The sequence below is a fragment of the Vreelandella sp. L-25 genome (assembly GCF_056857535.1).
Genome location: NZ_JBSXNH010000034.1, coordinates 36,819 through 53,023 on the forward strand (window position 1 = coordinate 36,819; position 16,205 = coordinate 53,023).

Consider the following 16,205-nt stretch of genomic DNA (forward strand, 5'->3'; position numbering starts at 1 on the left):
GAGTACTATTTGCGCTATCGAGTCCCTGATTTAGCCCCTGAGACATGGCACACCGCCGAGATTGACGTTGAAAAGAGTCAGTTCTTGGCCTGGGTGTGCCACGCTCCTACCACCGACGCCTTCGACGCGCTGCTTCAAGCGGCCAAAGCTGCCCACCCGAATGCCAGCCATCACTGCACTGCGTTTATCGCCGGACCTCCTGGAGAGCAAACGCATATTGGCTTTTCCGACGACGGCGAGCCCGGCGGAACCGCAGGCCGTCCGATGTTCCAGGCGTTGCAGGGCAGCCAGATTGGCGAAATTGGTTGCGTGGTGATTCGCTACTTTGGCGGCACCAAGTTAGGTACCGGAGGTTTGGCACGCGCTTATGCGCAGGCGGTCAATGCCGGGCTGGAAACGCTGCCCACCCGGGAAGTCGTCGAGCGGGATAGCTATTTATTAAAGGTCAGCTTCGCCCACGAAGCGCAAGCCCGCGCTTGGTGCGACGAGCAGGCACTGCCCGTGCAACAGGCGGAGTACGATGGCAACGGCGTGAGCTTAACCATTGGCTGGCCACGCGATGTCGAGCTGGATATCAGCGGACTGGAAAACCGCCTTAAAACATCCATTGAGCTACAGCGAACATAAAAAAACGCGGCTTACACGAGCGCTTGCTCGGTAAGCCGCGTTCTATAGCGGCAGACGTGCTGTCTAACTAGCCGCTTATCCCAGGTACTTGATCATCACACCGGCAGCCACTGCCGAACCAATGACCCCAGCAACGTTCGGCCCCATGGCGTGCATCAGCAGGAAGTTATGCGGGTTCGCTTCCAGACCCACCTTATTCGCCACACGCGCCGCCATCGGCACGGCAGACACACCCGCCGCGCCAATCAGCGGGTTGATGGGCATTTTGCTGACTAGGTTCATCAGCTTGGCCATCAATACGCCAGCGGCGGTGCCGATGCCGAAGGCTACGATCCCCAGCCCCAGAATACCCAGGGTTTCAAACGCCAGGAAGCTATCGGCCATCAGTTTCGAGCCCACAGAGAGCCCGAGGATGATCGTCACGATATTGATCAGCGCGTTTTGCGCGGTATCGGAAAGGCGCTCGACCACACCACACTCGCGCATCAGGTTACCAAAGCAGAACATGCCTAGCAGAGGTGCTGCGTCCGGTAGAAACAGCGCCACGGCGATCAATAGCATCAGCGGGAAAACCACTTTTTCGAGCTTGGAGACCGGACGCAGTTGCGTCATAGTGATCTTGCGCTCTTTTTCAGTGGTCAGCAGACGCATGATGGGTGGCTGAATCAGCGGTACCAGCGCCATATAGGCATAGGCCGCCACGGCAATCGCCCCCAGCAGCTCCGGCGCAAGTACGCTGGACACATAGATAGAGGTCGGGCCATCTGCCCCGCCGATAATACCAATCGCTGCCGCCTGATTGAGCGAGAAGTCCATAATGCCCATGGACGTGAGCAGCACGGCGCCGAACAGCGTAGCGAAAATGCCGAACTGTGCCGCCGCGCCCAGAAACAGCGTGCGCGGGTTGGCCAGCAGCGGGCCGAAATCGGTCATTGCCCCAACGCCCATAAAGATCAGCAGCGGCGCAATGCCCGAGCCAATGGCGACCTTATAGAAGTTGTAGAGCATGCCGTCGCTGTAGCCGACGCTCACTGCGATATCTTTCGCGGCGCGCAGCTGATCCGGCGCAGCCGAATCATGGGCAATCGCTTTCAGCGTCTCGCGCCAACCCTCTACCCCAGTCAGCGGATCTAGCGTCGCGCCCAACGCTGTAGCCATTTGCTGCAGCACGGCGGGCTTGGCGACTTCAATCGCTTGATCCAGCGCTGAAATCGCCAAGCCTGCCTCAGGAATATTGGCAAGAATACCGCCAAACCCGATTGGCACCAGCAGCAGGGGCTCAAACTTCTTGTAGATCGCCAGGTAGAGCAACCCAAGCCCTACCAGGATCATAACCGCTTGGCCCAGCTCCAGATTATAGAGCCCGGAGCCTTCCCATAAGGTGATTAATTTATCCATTCCCGAGTTGCCCTTAAAGCTCAATCAGTGCATCGCCAACAGCGACGCTATCGCCTTCGCTGACATTGACTTTCGATACCGTACCGGCACTGCTGGCACGCACTTCGGTTTCCATCTTCATGGCTTCCAGGATAATCACCACATCGCCTTCGGCCACTTGGTCGCCTGGGCGTACATTCACCTTGAAGATGTTACCGGCCAGCGGCGCATCGATGCTTTCACCGCTGGGCGCTGGGGCGGCAGCCTCAGACTGTGCAGCAGGCTGCTCCTGAATATCGCCAATCTCGCCACCTTCCGACACCTCGACCACGTAAGCCTTACCGTTGAGCTTCACGGTGTAGGTTTCCGGACCACCGGCAGGCGCAGGTGCTGCTGCGGGAGCCTCTGCCTTAGCTGGGGCGGCTGCCTGAGGCGCTTCGGGCGCAGGCTCAAAGGCGTCTTTATTGTCGCGGTTTTTGAGGAATTTCAGGCCAATCTGCGGGAACAGCGCATAGGTCAGCACGTCATCCACTTCCCGCTCGCCCTCGGCAAGGCGAATGCTATCGGCGCTGGCTTTCTCTTTCAGCTCGGCCGCGAGCTTGTCCATTTCTGGAGAGAGATTATCTGCCGGGCGGCAAGTAATCGGCTCGCCGCCTTCCAGTACACGCTTTTGCAATTCGGCATTGAAAGGAGCCGGGGCAGAGCCGTATTCGCCCTTCAGCAGCGCCTGCACTTCTTTAGAGATCGACTTATAGCGCTCGCCCATCATGACGTTCATGACTGCCTGAGTGCCCACAATCTGTGAGGTGGGCGTCACCAACGGAATAAAGCCGAGGTCTTCGCGTACGCGGGGGATTTCGCTCAGCACGTCATCCAGCTTGTCGCCAGCGCCCTGCTCTTTTAGCTGGCTCTCCATATTGGTGAGCATACCGCCGGGAACTTGGGCCACCAGAATGCGCGAATCGATGCCGCGCAGCGAACCTTCAAAAGAAGCGTACTTTTTGCGCACTTCACGGAAGTAGCCGGCGATATCTTCCAGCAACTCCAGGTCTAGCCCAGTGTCGCGGTCAGTATCTTTGAGCATGGCAACCACGGATTCAGTCGGGCTGTGGCCATAGGTCATCGACATGGAGGAGATCGCCGTATCGACGTTATCAATCCCCGCTTCGACCGCTTTCAGGATGGTCGACGTGGATAAGCCAGTCGTCGCATGGCAGTGCAAATGCACTGGAATGAAGAGCTCTTTTTTCAGCCGTGAGACCAAATCGTAAGCGGTATACGGCGTGAGTAGCCCCGCCATATCCTTGATAGCCAGAGAATCTGCGCCCATTGCAGCAATGGTTTTGGCAAGATCTACCCAGCTATCCAGGGTATGTACCGGGCTCACCGTGTAGGAAATGGTGCCCTGTGCATGGCCGCCGACTTGGCGAACCGCTTTGATGGCGCGTTCCAGATTGCGCGGGTCGTTCATGGCATCAAACACGCGGAACACATCAACGCCGTTGGTTTTAGCACGCTCGACGAACTTATCGACGACATCATCGGCATAGTGGCGGTAGCCCAGCAGGTTCTGACCGCGCAACAACATCGCCTGAGGTGTGTTCGGCATCGCCTCTTTAAGGGCACGAATACGCTCCCACGGGTCTTCACCTAAATAGCGGATACACGCATCAAACGTTGCTCCACCCCAGGTTTCCAGAGACCAGTAGCCGACTTTATCCAGCTTTTCGGCGATGGGCAGCATGTCATCTAGGCGCAGGCGCGTAGCAAACAACGATTGGTGCGCATCGCGCAGGACAACATCGGTGATTCCCAGAGGACGTTTTATTTCGTTCATGGTCGTGGCTCACAGTTTAGCGTTATGGATGTAGTAAATTTAACAAAAAAATAGCCATTAGGGCGAAATAGGCACACAAAAGCGTGCGTCTTACGGACGGCGGGACGAGCGGTAACGATGCACTGCAGCACTGATCACCGCGGCAACTTCGTCATTTTGGCCGTTACTGGCGGGTGTTTTTGCACTATTTCGACCCGCTGGCGCTGCCACTGGAGCAGGCTGAAAGCGGTCGATCAACTTCGACATCAGCGTAACGCTAATGACCAAAATAGTAAGAAAAACAAAAACAAAGCCCATACCAAGGCCCATTAGAGCGAGCCCCTCTTGGAGTAACTCCGACCCCTGCATAGCGTGCTCTCCTTGTTTTATAGGGTTATTGGCACGCCAAACGCCTCTAACGGCGCTTGGCGCAATAAGGGTAATACACTAACCTGCCACATTCAGGATAGAATGCAATCGCGCCATAGTGGAAGTCATGGTTGTTAATTTACTACATAAAGGCAAGATCGGTCTTGCACCGATGGAAGGCGTTATTGATGCGCTCACCCGCGATCTACTGACTCGCCAGGCCGGTTTCGACTGGACGGTGACGGAGTTTGTCAGGGTAGTGGATACCCGCCTTCCCCCACGGGTGTTTTACAAACACTGCCCCGAACTCACCGAGCGCCCGGTAGCGACGCCTAACGGCGTACCCGTCCATCTGCAGCTACTCGGCTCCGACCCTAGGGCACTAGCCGAAAATGCCCGCCAGGCGCTAGCCCTTGGGGCCATTAGCCTGGATCTCAACTTTGGCTGCCCAGCCAAGCTGGTGAACCGCCACGACGGCGGCGCATCGCTACTGCGCCAGCCAGACCGCGTCTACCAGGCCGTCAAAGCGGTCGCAGAGGCGCTAGACGGCGCAATTCCGGTGACCGCGAAGATTCGCCTGGGATTTGCCAATCGCCGCTTGGCGGTGACCTGTGCGCAGGCGACGGAAGCAGGCGGCGCAGCGCGCTTGGTCGTACATGGCCGGACACGGGACGAGGGATATCGCCCACCCGCTCACTGGGAGTGGATTGGCAAAGTGCGCCACCACCTCTCGATCCCCGTGGTGGCCAATGGCGATATCTGGACGCTTGAGGATTACTGGAAGGCACGCACGCTCTCCGGCTGCTGCGATGTGATGCTCGGACGCAGCGCGCTGGCTGACCCCTGGCTGGCACCTCGGATTCGCTACTGGCAACAAACCGGCGAACGTTTGGCGGAAACCACTTGGGAAATGCGCGCCAGCGTACTGCAAGAGTACGCCGCGCTCCAGCGTCAACACCTTCCTGACCGCGTGGTCGTGTCGCTGGTGAAGCAGTGGCTTGCCCAGATGCGTCAAGGCAACGCTGAAGCCGACCAGCACTTTCAGCGCCTGAAGCGCCTGACCGACTTGGATGCACTTCTCGGCAGCCTTACCCCTAGCGCAAGCTCCCTCGCCGCCTACGAACCCGCCTAAGCCGGGCGAAGTGCCTGAACCAGCCGCCGTTGAACCTGCTGAGTCAAAGCGCCTATCGAGGCGCTTTTTTTCGACCCATACGCGGGCTCGACCCACCTCATTTCCTTCGAGCCAAAAAAAAGCGCCCTTCCGCAAAGTTGCGGGGGCGCTTTACACGATCGCAAGACTAACGCGCGAGCCACGTTAGTCAGGCTAGAAAACAGAAAACCCGCTCTCATTAAAGAGCGGGTTTTGAAATCTGGCGCGCCCGGGAGGATTCGAACCTCCGACCACCTGATTCGTAGTCAGGTACTCTATCCAGCTGAGCTACGGGCGCTTTTCAGTCATTGCCTAATTCGTCAAGCAATGAAATCAGTGTAACATCAAGCACTTAGCTTTGCAACTTGGCGCGCCCGGGAGGATTCGAACCTCCGACCACCTGATTCGTAGTCAGGTACTCTATCCAGCTGAGCTACGGGCGCGTATCAAATTACGATGCTACATCATGCAGTTGGCGGAGAGAGAGGGATTCGAACCCTCGATAGGGCTATAAACCCTATACTCCCTTAGCAGGGGAGCGCCTTCAGCCACTCGGCCACCTCTCCTCAACGGCACGGCGCGAATATTACCGATTTTGATGACTGGTGTCCAGTCTTATTCCGATTTTTTTCGCGCTGGCCTAAAATCACCGCTTAAACGCCCTTTAATGAGCGTAACACGGGCGGCCATTTATTCTGATTCGCTTTCACTATTACGTTCACGCTGAATGCGCTGATAGATCTCTTCACGGTGAACCGCGACATCTTTTGGTGCGTTCACACCAATGCGCACTTGATTACCTTTCACACCTAATACTGTGACGGTAATTTCATCACCGATCATCAGCGTTTCGCCAACGCGGCGGGTTAGGATGAGCATGGCTGATCTCCTTCTCAGACGTTTTATACAACGGGATGTGTCCGCCAGCGGCGTCACCATGCCATTATGCGGCATGGTGACGCCTGCCACCAAAGGCTTTGGCCCCTATGACACCTTACCCTCCCGTTGAAAGAAAGCTCACCACCACACGGCAGCGAGTAACTTCAGCGTAGAAGGTTTAGGCCACAATTGTTATTCAGATTCGATATCGGACTTATCGAGACCAAACGCTTTGTGTAAGGCGTTAACTGCAAGCTCCATATGTTTTTCGTCAATTACGACAGAAATTTTAATTTCTGAAGTAGAGACCATACGGATATTAACGTTTTCATCGGCCAATACGCGGAACATTTTAGAGGCAACACCCGCATGAGAGCGCATGCCAACGCCGACCAGCGACACTTTGGCAATGTTGTCATCGCCGCGCAGCTCACCTCCGCCCAGGTCAGGAATAACGGTCTCTTCTAGCAGCTTTTTGGTGGCTTTATAGTCACCTTTTGCCACGGTGAAGGTGAAGTCGGTGTAATCGCCAGCTGGTGCAACGTTCTGGACGATCATATCTACTTCAATATTCGCGTCGGCAATCGGCCCCAAAATACGTGAAGCCACACCAGGTACATCCGGCGTATTCAGCAGGGTGAGTTTGGCTTCGTTCTTGGTAAACGCGATACCGGAGATTAGCGGTTCTTCCATAGAATCCTCGTCTTGGTCTGAATCTGCAACAATCAGGGTGCCAGGGCCGTCTTCAAAGCTAGACAGTACCCGCAGCGGCACGTTGTATTTACCGGCGAATTCAACAGCGCGAATTTGCAGCACTTTGGAGCCCAAACTAGCGAGTTCGAGCATTTCTTCTACGGTGATGCTTTCAAGGCGCTGCGCTTTGGAACATACACGGGGGTCCGTGGTGTAAACACCGTCTACGTCGGTATAGATTTGGCACTCATCAGCCCCCAAGGCGGCAGCAAGCGCCACGCCGGTGGTATCAGAGCCGCCACGCCCCAGCGTGGTGATATTGCCGTCTTCGTCTACGCCTTGGAAACCAGCGACCACCACGACCTTCCCTGCATCCAGGTCAGATTTGAGATCGTCAGTTTCAATACGCTGAATACGCGCCTTGGTGTAGGCGCTGTCGGTATGAATCCCTACCTGGGCACCCGTGTGCGAGGTCGCCGACACGCCAATTTGCTGTAGCGCCATGGCCAGTAGGGAAATGGTCACCTGCTCCCCTGTTGAGAGCAACATATCCATTTCACGCGGGGCGGGATCCTCGTTCAGAGCATGGGCCATTTCGGTCAGGCGGTTGGTCTCGCCGCTCATCGCGGAGACAACAACCACTACCTGATGGCCCTGGTCGCGAAAGCCTTTAACTTTTTCCGCCACGGCCTTGATACGGTCGACAGAGCCCACCGAGGTGCCGCCGAACTTCTGTACGTATAGTGCCATATGCCGTTTTTCCTTTACGTTCGGGAATGGAGGGTGAATATTATTGTTGCCAACTTTCCTAACTAGCAAAAAGGCCGGTAGCAAATAATGCCACCGGCCTCTCTATTTAGCGAAGTGTGTTTTCCAACCAAGCCGGGACACTGTTCAACGCGTCCGGCAGCGCCTCTGGCTGACTGCCGCCTGCTTGAGCCATATCAGGGCGCCCACCCCCTTTGCCACCCACTTGGGAGGCCACATGATTAACCAGCTCGCCCGCTTTAACACGGCCAGTTAAATCAGAAGTGACCCCAGCAATCAGGCTGACTTTACCAGCGGCCTTGTCAGCAGTGGCTAGCATAATCACGCCAGAGCCTAGCTTGTTTTTCAGCTGATCCAATACGCCGCGCAGATCTTTACCAGACACGCCATCCAACTCAGTTACCAGCAGCTTCACGCCGCCCACTTCCTGCACTTGGCTGAGCATATCGCTACCCGCCGCGCTCGCCAGCTTCGCTTTGAGCTGCTCAAGCTCTTTTTCCAGGCTGCGGTTGCGCTCCACCAGCGATTCGACACGCGCTTCCACTTGCTCTGGCTTGGTTTTTAAGCGTTCGCTAATCCGCTGAACGCGGGCTTCTTGCTCACGGAAATACGCCAGTGCGTTTTCGCCGGTGATCGCTTCAATACGACGCACCCCCGAGGCAATACCTACTTCGCTGACCACGTGGCAGCAGCCAATGTCGCCACTGCGCTTGACGTGGGTACCGCCGCAAAGCTCGATGGAGAAGTCATCGGCACCGATGGTCAATACGCGCACGTTATCAGCGTATTTGGCTTCGAACAGTGCTGCCGCGCCTTTGGCCTTGGCATCGGCGAGGCTCATCTGCTCGATTTTGGTCGGCGCGTTGGCCAAGATTTGCTCGTTGACGATGCGCTCGACCTCAGCAAGCTGCTCTGCGGTCATCGGTTCGAAGTGGCTAAAGTCAAAACGCAGACGCTCGGCGTTGACCAACGAGCCCTTCTGCTGAACGTGATCGCCCAGCACCATACGCAGTGCTTTGTGCAGCAGGTGGGTCGCGGAGTGGTTACGAATGGTCGCGCTGCGCAGGCTGGCGTCCACTTCACCGCGTACGTTGGCGCCGACACTCAGACTCCCTTCGACCATTACCCCCTGGTGAAGGTGGTGGCCACTCTGTTTCTGGGTATCGTTCACCTGAAAACGACCACCATCGACGTGCAAGTAGCCAGTATCGCCCACCTGGCCGCCGGACTCGCCGTAGAATGGCGTGCGGTCCAGCACCACGGTGCCCTTCTGGCCCGCTTCCAGAGCCGCCAGAGCATTGCCTTCGCTGTCCACTATGGCGGTCACGGTGGCTTGGTCTTCCAGCCGCTCGTAGCCGGTAAACTGGGTTTCGCCGTCCAGTTCGATAGAGGCCGTGTAATCCGCGCCAAACTGGCTGGCGGCACGAGCGCGTTCGCGTTGAGCTTCGAGTTCACGCTGGAAACCGGCTTCATCCAGTGTCACTTCACGTTCTCGGCACACGTCAGCAGTCAAATCGAACGGGAAGCCGTAGGTGTCGTAGAGTTTGAACACGGTTTCGCCGGGCAGCACGTCACCTTGCAGCTCTTCGAGCGCCGCGTTCAGCAAGCCCATACCGTGATCCAGCGTCCGCGCAAACTGCTCTTCCTCTTTCAGCAACACGCGAGCAATCTGCTCGCTGGCCTCACGCAGCTCGGGGTAGGCATCACCCATTTCGGCATCCAGCGCACTCACCAGCTTGTGGAAGAACGGCTCGGCCGCGCCCAGCTTGTGGCCGTGGCGAATGGCGCGACGAATAATCCGGCGCAGCACGTAGCCGCGGCCTTCATTGGAGGGCAGTACGCCGTCGGCAATCAAGAAAGCACAGGAGCGAATGTGGTCAGCGATGACGCGTAGCGAGGGCGCGGTGGTATCGCTATGTCCCGTGGCGTCTGCTGCCGCCTTAAGAAGATTCTGGAACAGATCAATTTCGTAGTTGGAGTGCACACCCTGCATGACAGCCGCCACACGCTCCAGCCCCATGCCGGTATCGATAGAGGGCTTCGGCAGTGGATTGAGGGTGCCTTGGGCATCGCGCTCGAACTGCATGAAGACGAGGTTCCATATCTCGATGTAGCGGTCGCCATCCTCTTCAGGGCTTCCGGGCGGACCACCCCACACTTCCGGGCCGTGATCGAAAAAGATCTCAGAACTGGGGCCGCAAGGGCCGGTGTCGCCCATTTGCCAGAAGTTGTCCTCGTCCAGCTTGGAGAAACGCTCGGGGTCGATACCGATCTCATCTTTCCAGATGCGCTCGGCTTCGTCGTCGCTGATATGTACGGTGACCCAGAGTTTCTCTTTGGGTAACCCCAGGGTTTCGGTCAAAAATGTCCAGGCAAAGCGGATGGCGTCACGTTTGAAATAGTCGCCAAAGCTGAAGTTGCCCAGCATTTCGAAGAAGGTGTGGTGGCGCGCAGTGTAGCCAACATTATCTAAGTCATTATGTTTGCCGCCGGCACGCACACAGCGCTGAGCAGAAGTGGCACGCACGTAGGGGCGAGGGTCACGACCCAAAAACACATCTTTGAAAGGCACCATGCCCGCATTAGTGAACAGCAGCGTCGGGTCGTTGCCCGGCACCAGCGAGCTAGACGGAACAGCCGTGTGGCCGTGCTCTTCAAAAAACGTTAAAAAGGCCTGTCTGATCTCTGCGCTTTTCATAGGGTATCCGTAACAAGAAAGCGTGATGCCCCAGGGCGCTGTCGCCGCCACCCGCTGGGGTCGCAAAGGGACCATTATAACGCAGTTGTCAAACGACTAAAGCCGCAGTTAGTGGCAAAACCAAAACAGACGGCCCAAACAGAGAAGAAACAAACAGGAAGAAAGCCGCTGTAAGCTAGGGCAGTAACAGCCCTGAGCGGGGTTATAGACAGCCCTGAGCGGGGCTACAAACAGGAAAGAGCATAGCGAATTTGTTCAAAATCAAACCCACGCGCTGCTAAAAAACGCTCGCGCTTGGCACGCTCTTTGGGGGAATCACCCGGAGTGGAAAAACGCCTTTCCAGCGTTTCTCGAGCAAGCTCAAACCAGTCTACCGCTTCACGCTCTTCTACTGCTGCCAACGCGGCGGCCTGAGTTTCCTGGTCAACCCCGCGTTGGCGAAGCTCGCCTTTAATGCGAATTAGGCCCTGCCCTCTGGAAATACGCGAGCGTATAAAGCTCTCGGCAAAGCGTGCATCGGACTGCAGCGACTGCTCGGCCAAGGCGTCTAGGCAAGCAGAGATTTCATCGGCATCAAAAGTTTTTTGCTGTAACTTACGCGCCAGCTCGGCGCGAGAATACTCGCGCCGAGCCAGTAGTTGAATCGCTACTTCACGTGCAGAAGCATCCACATTAGAGGAAAACATCGAGTTTCCCTCTTAGCACATGCAATGGAGGTAGCGGCTTAAAGCAGATCATCATCGCTATCTGTAGCCACATCAGCGGCAGACGCTTCTTCCTTCTTCGGCTCCGCCTTGGCCAGTAGCTGATCACGAATCTGAGTTTCAATCTCGTTCATGATTTCAGGATGCTCTTCCAGGTACTGCGCCGCATTGGCTTTACCCTGGCCGATCTTGTTGCCTTTATAGCTGTACCAAGCGCCTGCTTTGTCTACTAGGCTGCACTGCACGCCAAGATCGATAACCTCACCCGCGTGGTAGATACCTTTGCCGTAAAGGATCTGGAACTCAGCTTGCCGGAACGGCGGTGCCACCTTGTTCTTCACTACTTTCACGCGGGTTTCGTTACCGGTGACTTCGTCGCCCGACTTCACCGAACCGGTGCGGCGAATATCCAAGCGCACGCTGGAGTAGAACTTCAGCGCGTTACCTCCGGTCGTGGTCTCGGGGCTACCGAACATCACGCCAATCTTCATACGAATCTGGTTGATGAAGATCACCAAGCAGTTGGCGTTTTTGATGTTACCGGTGATTTTACGCAGCGCCTGGGACATCAAGCGCGCCTGCAGGCCCACGTGGGAGTCGCCCATTTCGCCTTCGATTTCCGCACGCGGAGTCAGCGCAGCCACGGAGTCGATGATAATCACATCCACGCCGCCCGAGCGGACCAGCATATCGGTGATTTCCAGCGCTTGTTCACCGGTGTCCGGCTGGGAAACCAGCAGGTCGTCCAGGTTGACGCCCAGCTTCTCAGCGTAGCTGGGGTCGAGCGCGTGCTCGGCATCAACGAAGGCACACACTTTGCCCTGCTTTTGCGCTTGGGCAATGACCGAAAGCGTCAGGGTAGTTTTACCCGATGACTCTGGGCCAAAGATTTCGACGACACGACCAAACGGTAAACCACCAATGCCGAGTGCAATATCCAGCCCCAGCGAACCGGTGGAGACAGACGGCATCACGACGCGTGGCGCATCGCCAAGGCGCATAACGGTCCCTTTACCAAACTGGCGATCAATCTGGCTGAGTGCAGCATTAAGCGCTTTTGTGCGGTTGTCTTCCTGAGCCATGCGGAAATTCCTCATAACAAGCTGTATAATTAGCCAGTAGTATGCCAAAGATTAGCGGCTAAACAAATCCTCAGCGGCAACTTTAACGATTATTTCTTCTGCGCCTGAGCGCTCAGCCTCGACACTAAACCCGCCAGCGCTTCGCGCACCGCCTGCTCCCGCACCGCTTGGCGGTCGCCGGGGAAGTGGAAGCACTCTGCCTGCTGCTGTCCAGCACTGCCCCAGGCAATCCATACGGTACCTACCGGTTTTTCGTCGCTGCCGCCCTCCGGGCCGGCCACACCGCTCACCGCAACGGCTAAATCAGCCCCGCTTTCACGGCAGGCTCCCGCCACCATCGCCTTCACCACGGCCTCGCTAACGGCTCCATGGGCTTCAAGCGTGGCAGGCTCCACACCCAGCAGGCGGGTTTTCGCGGCGTTTGAGTAGGTCACATAGCCCGCTGTAAAGTACGCCGAACTGCCTGCCGCCGAGGTAATCGCACTGGCAATGCCTCCTCCGGTGCAAGACTCTGCGGCGGTCACTTCAACGCCAAGCTGAAGGCAAAGCCGCCCCAGCCGCTGGGCAAGCAGCGATAAATCGAGGTTCTTGAGGCTAGAAACGCTGGGGGGCATGGTGACTCCTTCATGTAAGACCTTAGGGTAGCGTAGAATACTGCGTTTAGCTTTCTCAATGAAATTGCTCAACGAACATGCCGCAGGCCAACCGCTTGCGCCACGCTCAATCAGGACGCCCATGTCACAGGCCAGCCCCGCCCATACGCCAATGATGGCGCAATACCTTAACATCAAGCGCGAGCACCCCGAGGTACTGCTGTTTTACCGCATGGGGGATTTTTACGAGCTGTTTTTCGATGACGCTAAACGCGCCGCTGCGCTGCTGGATATCACCCTGACCCAGCGCGGCCAGTCGGGGGGTAAACCCATCCCCATGGCCGGGGTGCCCTACCATAGCGCGGAAGGTTATTTAGCCCGCTTAGTAGCAGGCGGTGAGTCGGTGGCGATTTGCGAGCAAATCGGCGACCCAGCCACTAGTAAAGGCCCGGTGGAGCGTCAGGTGGTGCGCATCGTCACCCCCGGCACACTGCACGATGAAGCCCTGCTAGATGCTCGGCGAGATAACGTTCTGGTGGCCGTTGCCCCCGGAAAAGCTGGCTGGGGACTGGCATGGCTGGAGCTCTCCAGCGGTCGTTTTAACGTACTGGAAGTCGAGAGCGAAGCGGAAATGCTCGCCGAGTTGACCCGCCTCTCCCCTGCGGAGCTGCTGGTGCCGGAGAGCCTGACCCTGCCCGATGCGTGGTCGCAAAAGCGCAGCCTACGCCGCCAGGGGGAGTGGCTATTCGATCTGGAAAGCGCCACCCGCAGCCTGTGCGACCAATTTGAAGTTAGCGACCTGCGTGGCTTTGGCTGCGCGCATCTCTCCACGGCGCTGATCGCGGCCGGTGTCTTGATCGACTACGCGCGCGATACCCAGCGCTCGCGCCTGCCCCACGTGACCGCCATCAGCGTAGAGAACCGCGACGATGCCGTGGTGATCGACGCCGCCAGCCGCCGCAATCTGGAAATCGACATCAACCTCGGCGGCACCGGCGATAACACCCTGGCCAGCGTGCTTGATACCTGCACCACGGCCATGGGTTCGCGGCTTTTAAAGCGCTGGCTGAATCGCCCGCTACGCCAGCGGGAGATCGTCGAGGGCCGCCAAGCCGGCGTGGCCCTACTCTCTATTGATGCCAACTATATGAGCCTGCGGGATACGCTGAGCGACGTGGGGGACGTGGAACGCATACTCGCCCGCGTCGCTCTTTACAGCGCACGCCCACGCGATCTCGCGCGACTGAGAGATGCGCTCGCCACGCTGCCCACGCTGGAAGCGCTGCTGACCGATATCGACAGCGGCAGCGCCCTGGATAGCCTCAAGCCGCACATTCGCCCCTACCCCGAGCTGGCCGATACGCTAGCGCGAGCGCTGGTCGACAACCCGCCCGTAGTCATTCGGGATGGCGGCGTGATTGCCGACGGCTTCGATGCCGAGCTAGATGAGCATCGCGGCATGGCCGAAAACGCAGGCGACTATCTCGTTCAGTTAGAACTGAGAGAGCGCGAACGCACGGGACTTGCCAACCTAAAAGTTGGCTATAACCGCGTACACGGCTACTTTATTGAGCTACCCCGCGCCCAGGCGCAGCATGCGCCAGCCGACTATATCCGTCGTCAAACGCTGAAAAACGCCGAGCGCTTTATTATCCCAGAGCTGAAGGAGTTTGAGGACAAAGCGCTTTCCGCCAAGTCGCGGGCGCTGACGCGGGAAAAATGGCTCTACGATCAGTTGCTAGCCGAGCTCAACGCCCAACTGCACGAGCTACAAAACACCTCACGCGCGCTGGCTGAGCTGGATGTACTGTGTGCTTTTGCCGAGCGTGCCGGCGCTCTTAACTGGGTACGCCCGCAGCTAGTGGACGCGACCGGCATTACCATTACCGCCGGACGGCACCCGGTGGTCGAACAGGTGAGCGACACGCCGTTCGTGCCTAACGATGTTATGCTAACGCCCAAGCAGCACATGCTGATCATCACCGGCCCCAACATGGGCGGTAAATCGACCTACATGCGCCAAACCGCCCTGATCGCCCTGCTGGCCCATAGCGGCAGCTTCGTACCCGCCGATGCCGCCGAGATCGGCCCGGTTGACCGCATCTTTACCCGGATCGGATCGTCAGATGATCTAGCGGGAGGGCGCTCTACCTTCATGGTAGAAATGACCGAAACCGCCAATATTTTGCACAATGCCACCGAACACAGCCTGGTGTTAATGGATGAGATTGGCCGTGGCACTAGCACCTTCGATGGGCTTTCCTTGGCCTGGGCAAGCGCCGAGCATCTCGCTAACGCTCGGGCGCTCACGCTGTTTGCCACGCACTATTTTGAAATGACGGCACTGCCTGAGCAGGCGGAGGGCATCGCCAATATTCATTTGACGGCAACGGAGCACGGCGATGGTATCGTGTTCATGCACCGTATCGAGGCAGGCCCCGCCAGCCAGAGTTATGGCTTACAGGTCGCCCAACTCGCCGGGGTCCCGGCTCCGGTAATTCGTCGCGCTCGGGAAAAGCTGATGATGCTCGAACAGCGGGATGTCGACGAGCAGCAGCGGCCCTCAGCGAGCCCTGCGATACCGCAGCAAAACGACCTGTTCGCCAGCGCCCCGCACCCGGTGGTAGAAGCGCTCGGCAAGGCGGATATCGACGACTTGTCGCCTCGCGAAGCGCTGACCTTGTTGTATCAGTGGCGAGAGTTGCTATAGACAATGGATATAATGAGCGTCAGTAATCGCATCAACAGATGAGCGCGAGCGCTTGCCGCCGGGTATGGGCACCACTAGAATGTCGCCCATACCTTTTTACCTTATAAAAAACCGCAGATTTATAACCATTCACGATTGACCACGACCGGGAGGCTTCTCGGTCTCGCAAGAGGGATAGCAAGATGACGTTTGTCGTTACCGAGAACTGCATCCAATGCAAATACACCGACTGTGTGGAAGTTTGCCCAGTCGACTGTTTCTACGAAGGCCCCAATTTCCTAGTTATTCACCCGGACGAGTGCATCGACTGCGCGCTGTGTGAGCCAGAGTGCCCTGCTGAGGCAATATTCTCGGAGGATGAGCTGCCAGATGGCCAAGAGCAGTTTATCGAGATCAACGCGGAGTTGGCCGAAGTGTGGCCCAATATTGCCGAGAAGAAAGACCCTCTGCCCGATGCAGAAGAGTGGGATGGCAAAACGGGTAAGCTGGAAAAACTCGAGCGTTAAGCGCAGAGTGTTAGCACATCCCAAAAAAACCAGCGTTTACGCTGGTTTTTTTGTAGTCGGATGGAAGGCGTCCATGATTGCGTGAATGGCCTAATCGAGTAGGAGGGGGAGTCGCCTCCCCCGTCCTCTCACACCACCGGGCAAACGGATCCGTACCACGGCGGTTCCTGTCCCCCATTATCGGGCTGAGCTTCGTTCCGCTGAATTCGCTCGCCTGTGTGCTCTGAGCGCTT

The 16,205-nt window shown here is 57.4% G+C and carries 13 protein-coding genes and 3 tRNA genes; 4 read left to right on the forward strand and 12 right to left on the reverse strand.

Translation table 11 applies throughout. The annotated features are described in order from the left end of the window. Nucleotides 1-9 precede the first annotated feature (9 nt). Nucleotides 10-627 (forward strand): IMPACT family protein, encoded by a 618-nt coding sequence (locus tag AC13CN_RS02645; RefSeq protein ID WP_044629998.1) that lies wholly within the window; start codon nt 10-12, stop codon nt 625-627. A gap of 75 nt (nt 628-702) precedes the next feature. On the opposite strand, the gene AC13CN_RS02650 is transcribed toward AC13CN_RS02645, so the two are convergent. From AC13CN_RS02650 to AC13CN_RS02660, 3 genes are all read right to left on the reverse strand, one after another. Then, the gene (locus AC13CN_RS02650; protein WP_044629999.1) at nt 703-2,025 is read right to left on the reverse strand and encodes a sodium ion-translocating decarboxylase subunit beta; all 1,323 of its coding nucleotides are present in this window, start codon (nt 2,023-2,025) and stop codon (nt 703-705) included. A 13-nt stretch (nt 2,026-2,038) separates the two neighbouring features. Then, nucleotides 2,039-3,841, reverse strand: coding sequence for a sodium-extruding oxaloacetate decarboxylase subunit alpha (gene oadA, locus AC13CN_RS02655; RefSeq protein ID WP_172515474.1), 1,803 nt, complete (start codon nt 3,839-3,841; stop codon nt 2,039-2,041). 90 nt (nt 3,842-3,931) lie between these two features. Beyond that, a complete protein-coding gene (locus tag AC13CN_RS02660) occupies nt 3,932-4,189 on the reverse strand; it encodes an OadG family protein (protein ID WP_044630001.1) in 258 nt (85 codons plus the stop codon). Between the two features lie 127 nt (nt 4,190-4,316). Between AC13CN_RS02660 and AC13CN_RS02665 the strand changes: the two genes are divergently transcribed. After that, on the forward strand, nt 4,317-5,321 hold the full coding sequence (locus AC13CN_RS02665) for a tRNA dihydrouridine synthase (protein ID WP_232068217.1): 1,005 nt from the start codon (nt 4,317-4,319) through the stop codon (nt 5,319-5,321). Between the two features lie 239 nt (nt 5,322-5,560). Here AC13CN_RS02665 and AC13CN_RS02670 read toward each other — a convergent pair. The 9 genes from AC13CN_RS02670 to AC13CN_RS02710 all read right to left on the reverse strand — a co-directional run bounded on the left by AC13CN_RS02670 (nt 5,561) and on the right by AC13CN_RS02710 (nt 12,777). After that, nucleotides 5,561-5,637: transfer RNA gene (locus AC13CN_RS02670), tRNA-Arg, on the reverse strand. Nucleotides 5,638-5,705: 68 nt separating this feature from the next. Then, nucleotides 5,706-5,782: transfer RNA gene (locus AC13CN_RS02675), tRNA-Arg, on the reverse strand. A gap of 30 nt (nt 5,783-5,812) precedes the next feature. After that, nucleotides 5,813-5,905: transfer RNA gene (locus AC13CN_RS02680), tRNA-Ser, on the reverse strand. Nucleotides 5,906-6,029: 124 nt separating this feature from the next. After that, nucleotides 6,030-6,218: a carbon storage regulator CsrA gene (gene csrA / locus AC13CN_RS02685; RefSeq protein ID WP_009722197.1), complete on the reverse strand. Its 189-nt coding sequence runs from the start codon at nt 6,216-6,218 to the stop codon at nt 6,030-6,032. Nucleotides 6,219-6,410: 192 nt separating this feature from the next. Further along, complete coding sequence (locus AC13CN_RS02690; RefSeq protein ID WP_044630003.1) at nt 6,411-7,661, reverse strand: aspartate kinase; 1,251 nt, start codon at nt 7,659-7,661, stop codon at nt 6,411-6,413. A gap of 106 nt (nt 7,662-7,767) precedes the next feature. Further along, nucleotides 7,768-10,377 carry an alanine--tRNA ligase gene (alaS, locus tag AC13CN_RS02695; RefSeq protein WP_062372353.1) on the reverse strand — a complete coding sequence of 870 codons (2,610 nt, stop codon included), beginning with the start codon at nt 10,375-10,377 and terminating at the stop codon, nt 7,768-7,770. 224 nt (nt 10,378-10,601) lie between these two features. Next, nucleotides 10,602-11,063 carry a regulatory protein RecX gene (locus AC13CN_RS02700; RefSeq protein ID WP_044630005.1) on the reverse strand — a complete coding sequence of 154 codons (462 nt, stop codon included), beginning with the start codon at nt 11,061-11,063 and terminating at the stop codon, nt 10,602-10,604. A 38-nt stretch (nt 11,064-11,101) separates the two neighbouring features. Then, a complete protein-coding gene (gene recA / locus AC13CN_RS02705) occupies nt 11,102-12,163 on the reverse strand; it encodes a recombinase RecA (RefSeq protein WP_089675711.1) in 1,062 nt (353 codons plus the stop codon). Nucleotides 12,164-12,252: 89 nt separating this feature from the next. Further along, nucleotides 12,253-12,777, reverse strand: coding sequence for a CinA family protein (locus AC13CN_RS02710; RefSeq protein ID WP_044628864.1), 525 nt, complete (start codon nt 12,775-12,777; stop codon nt 12,253-12,255). Between the two features lie 121 nt (nt 12,778-12,898). Here AC13CN_RS02710 and mutS point away from each other — a divergent pair, with 121 nt between their 5' ends. Together mutS and fdxA are read left to right on the forward strand one after the other, a co-directional pair. Continuing rightward, the gene (mutS, locus tag AC13CN_RS02715; protein WP_062361599.1) at nt 12,899-15,466 is read left to right on the forward strand and encodes a DNA mismatch repair protein MutS; all 2,568 of its coding nucleotides are present in this window, start codon (nt 12,899-12,901) and stop codon (nt 15,464-15,466) included. Between the two features lie 182 nt (nt 15,467-15,648). Next, on the forward strand, nt 15,649-15,972 hold the full coding sequence (gene fdxA / locus AC13CN_RS02720; protein WP_044628866.1) for a ferredoxin FdxA: 324 nt from the start codon (nt 15,649-15,651) through the stop codon (nt 15,970-15,972). Nucleotides 15,973-16,205: the final 233 nt, after the last annotated feature.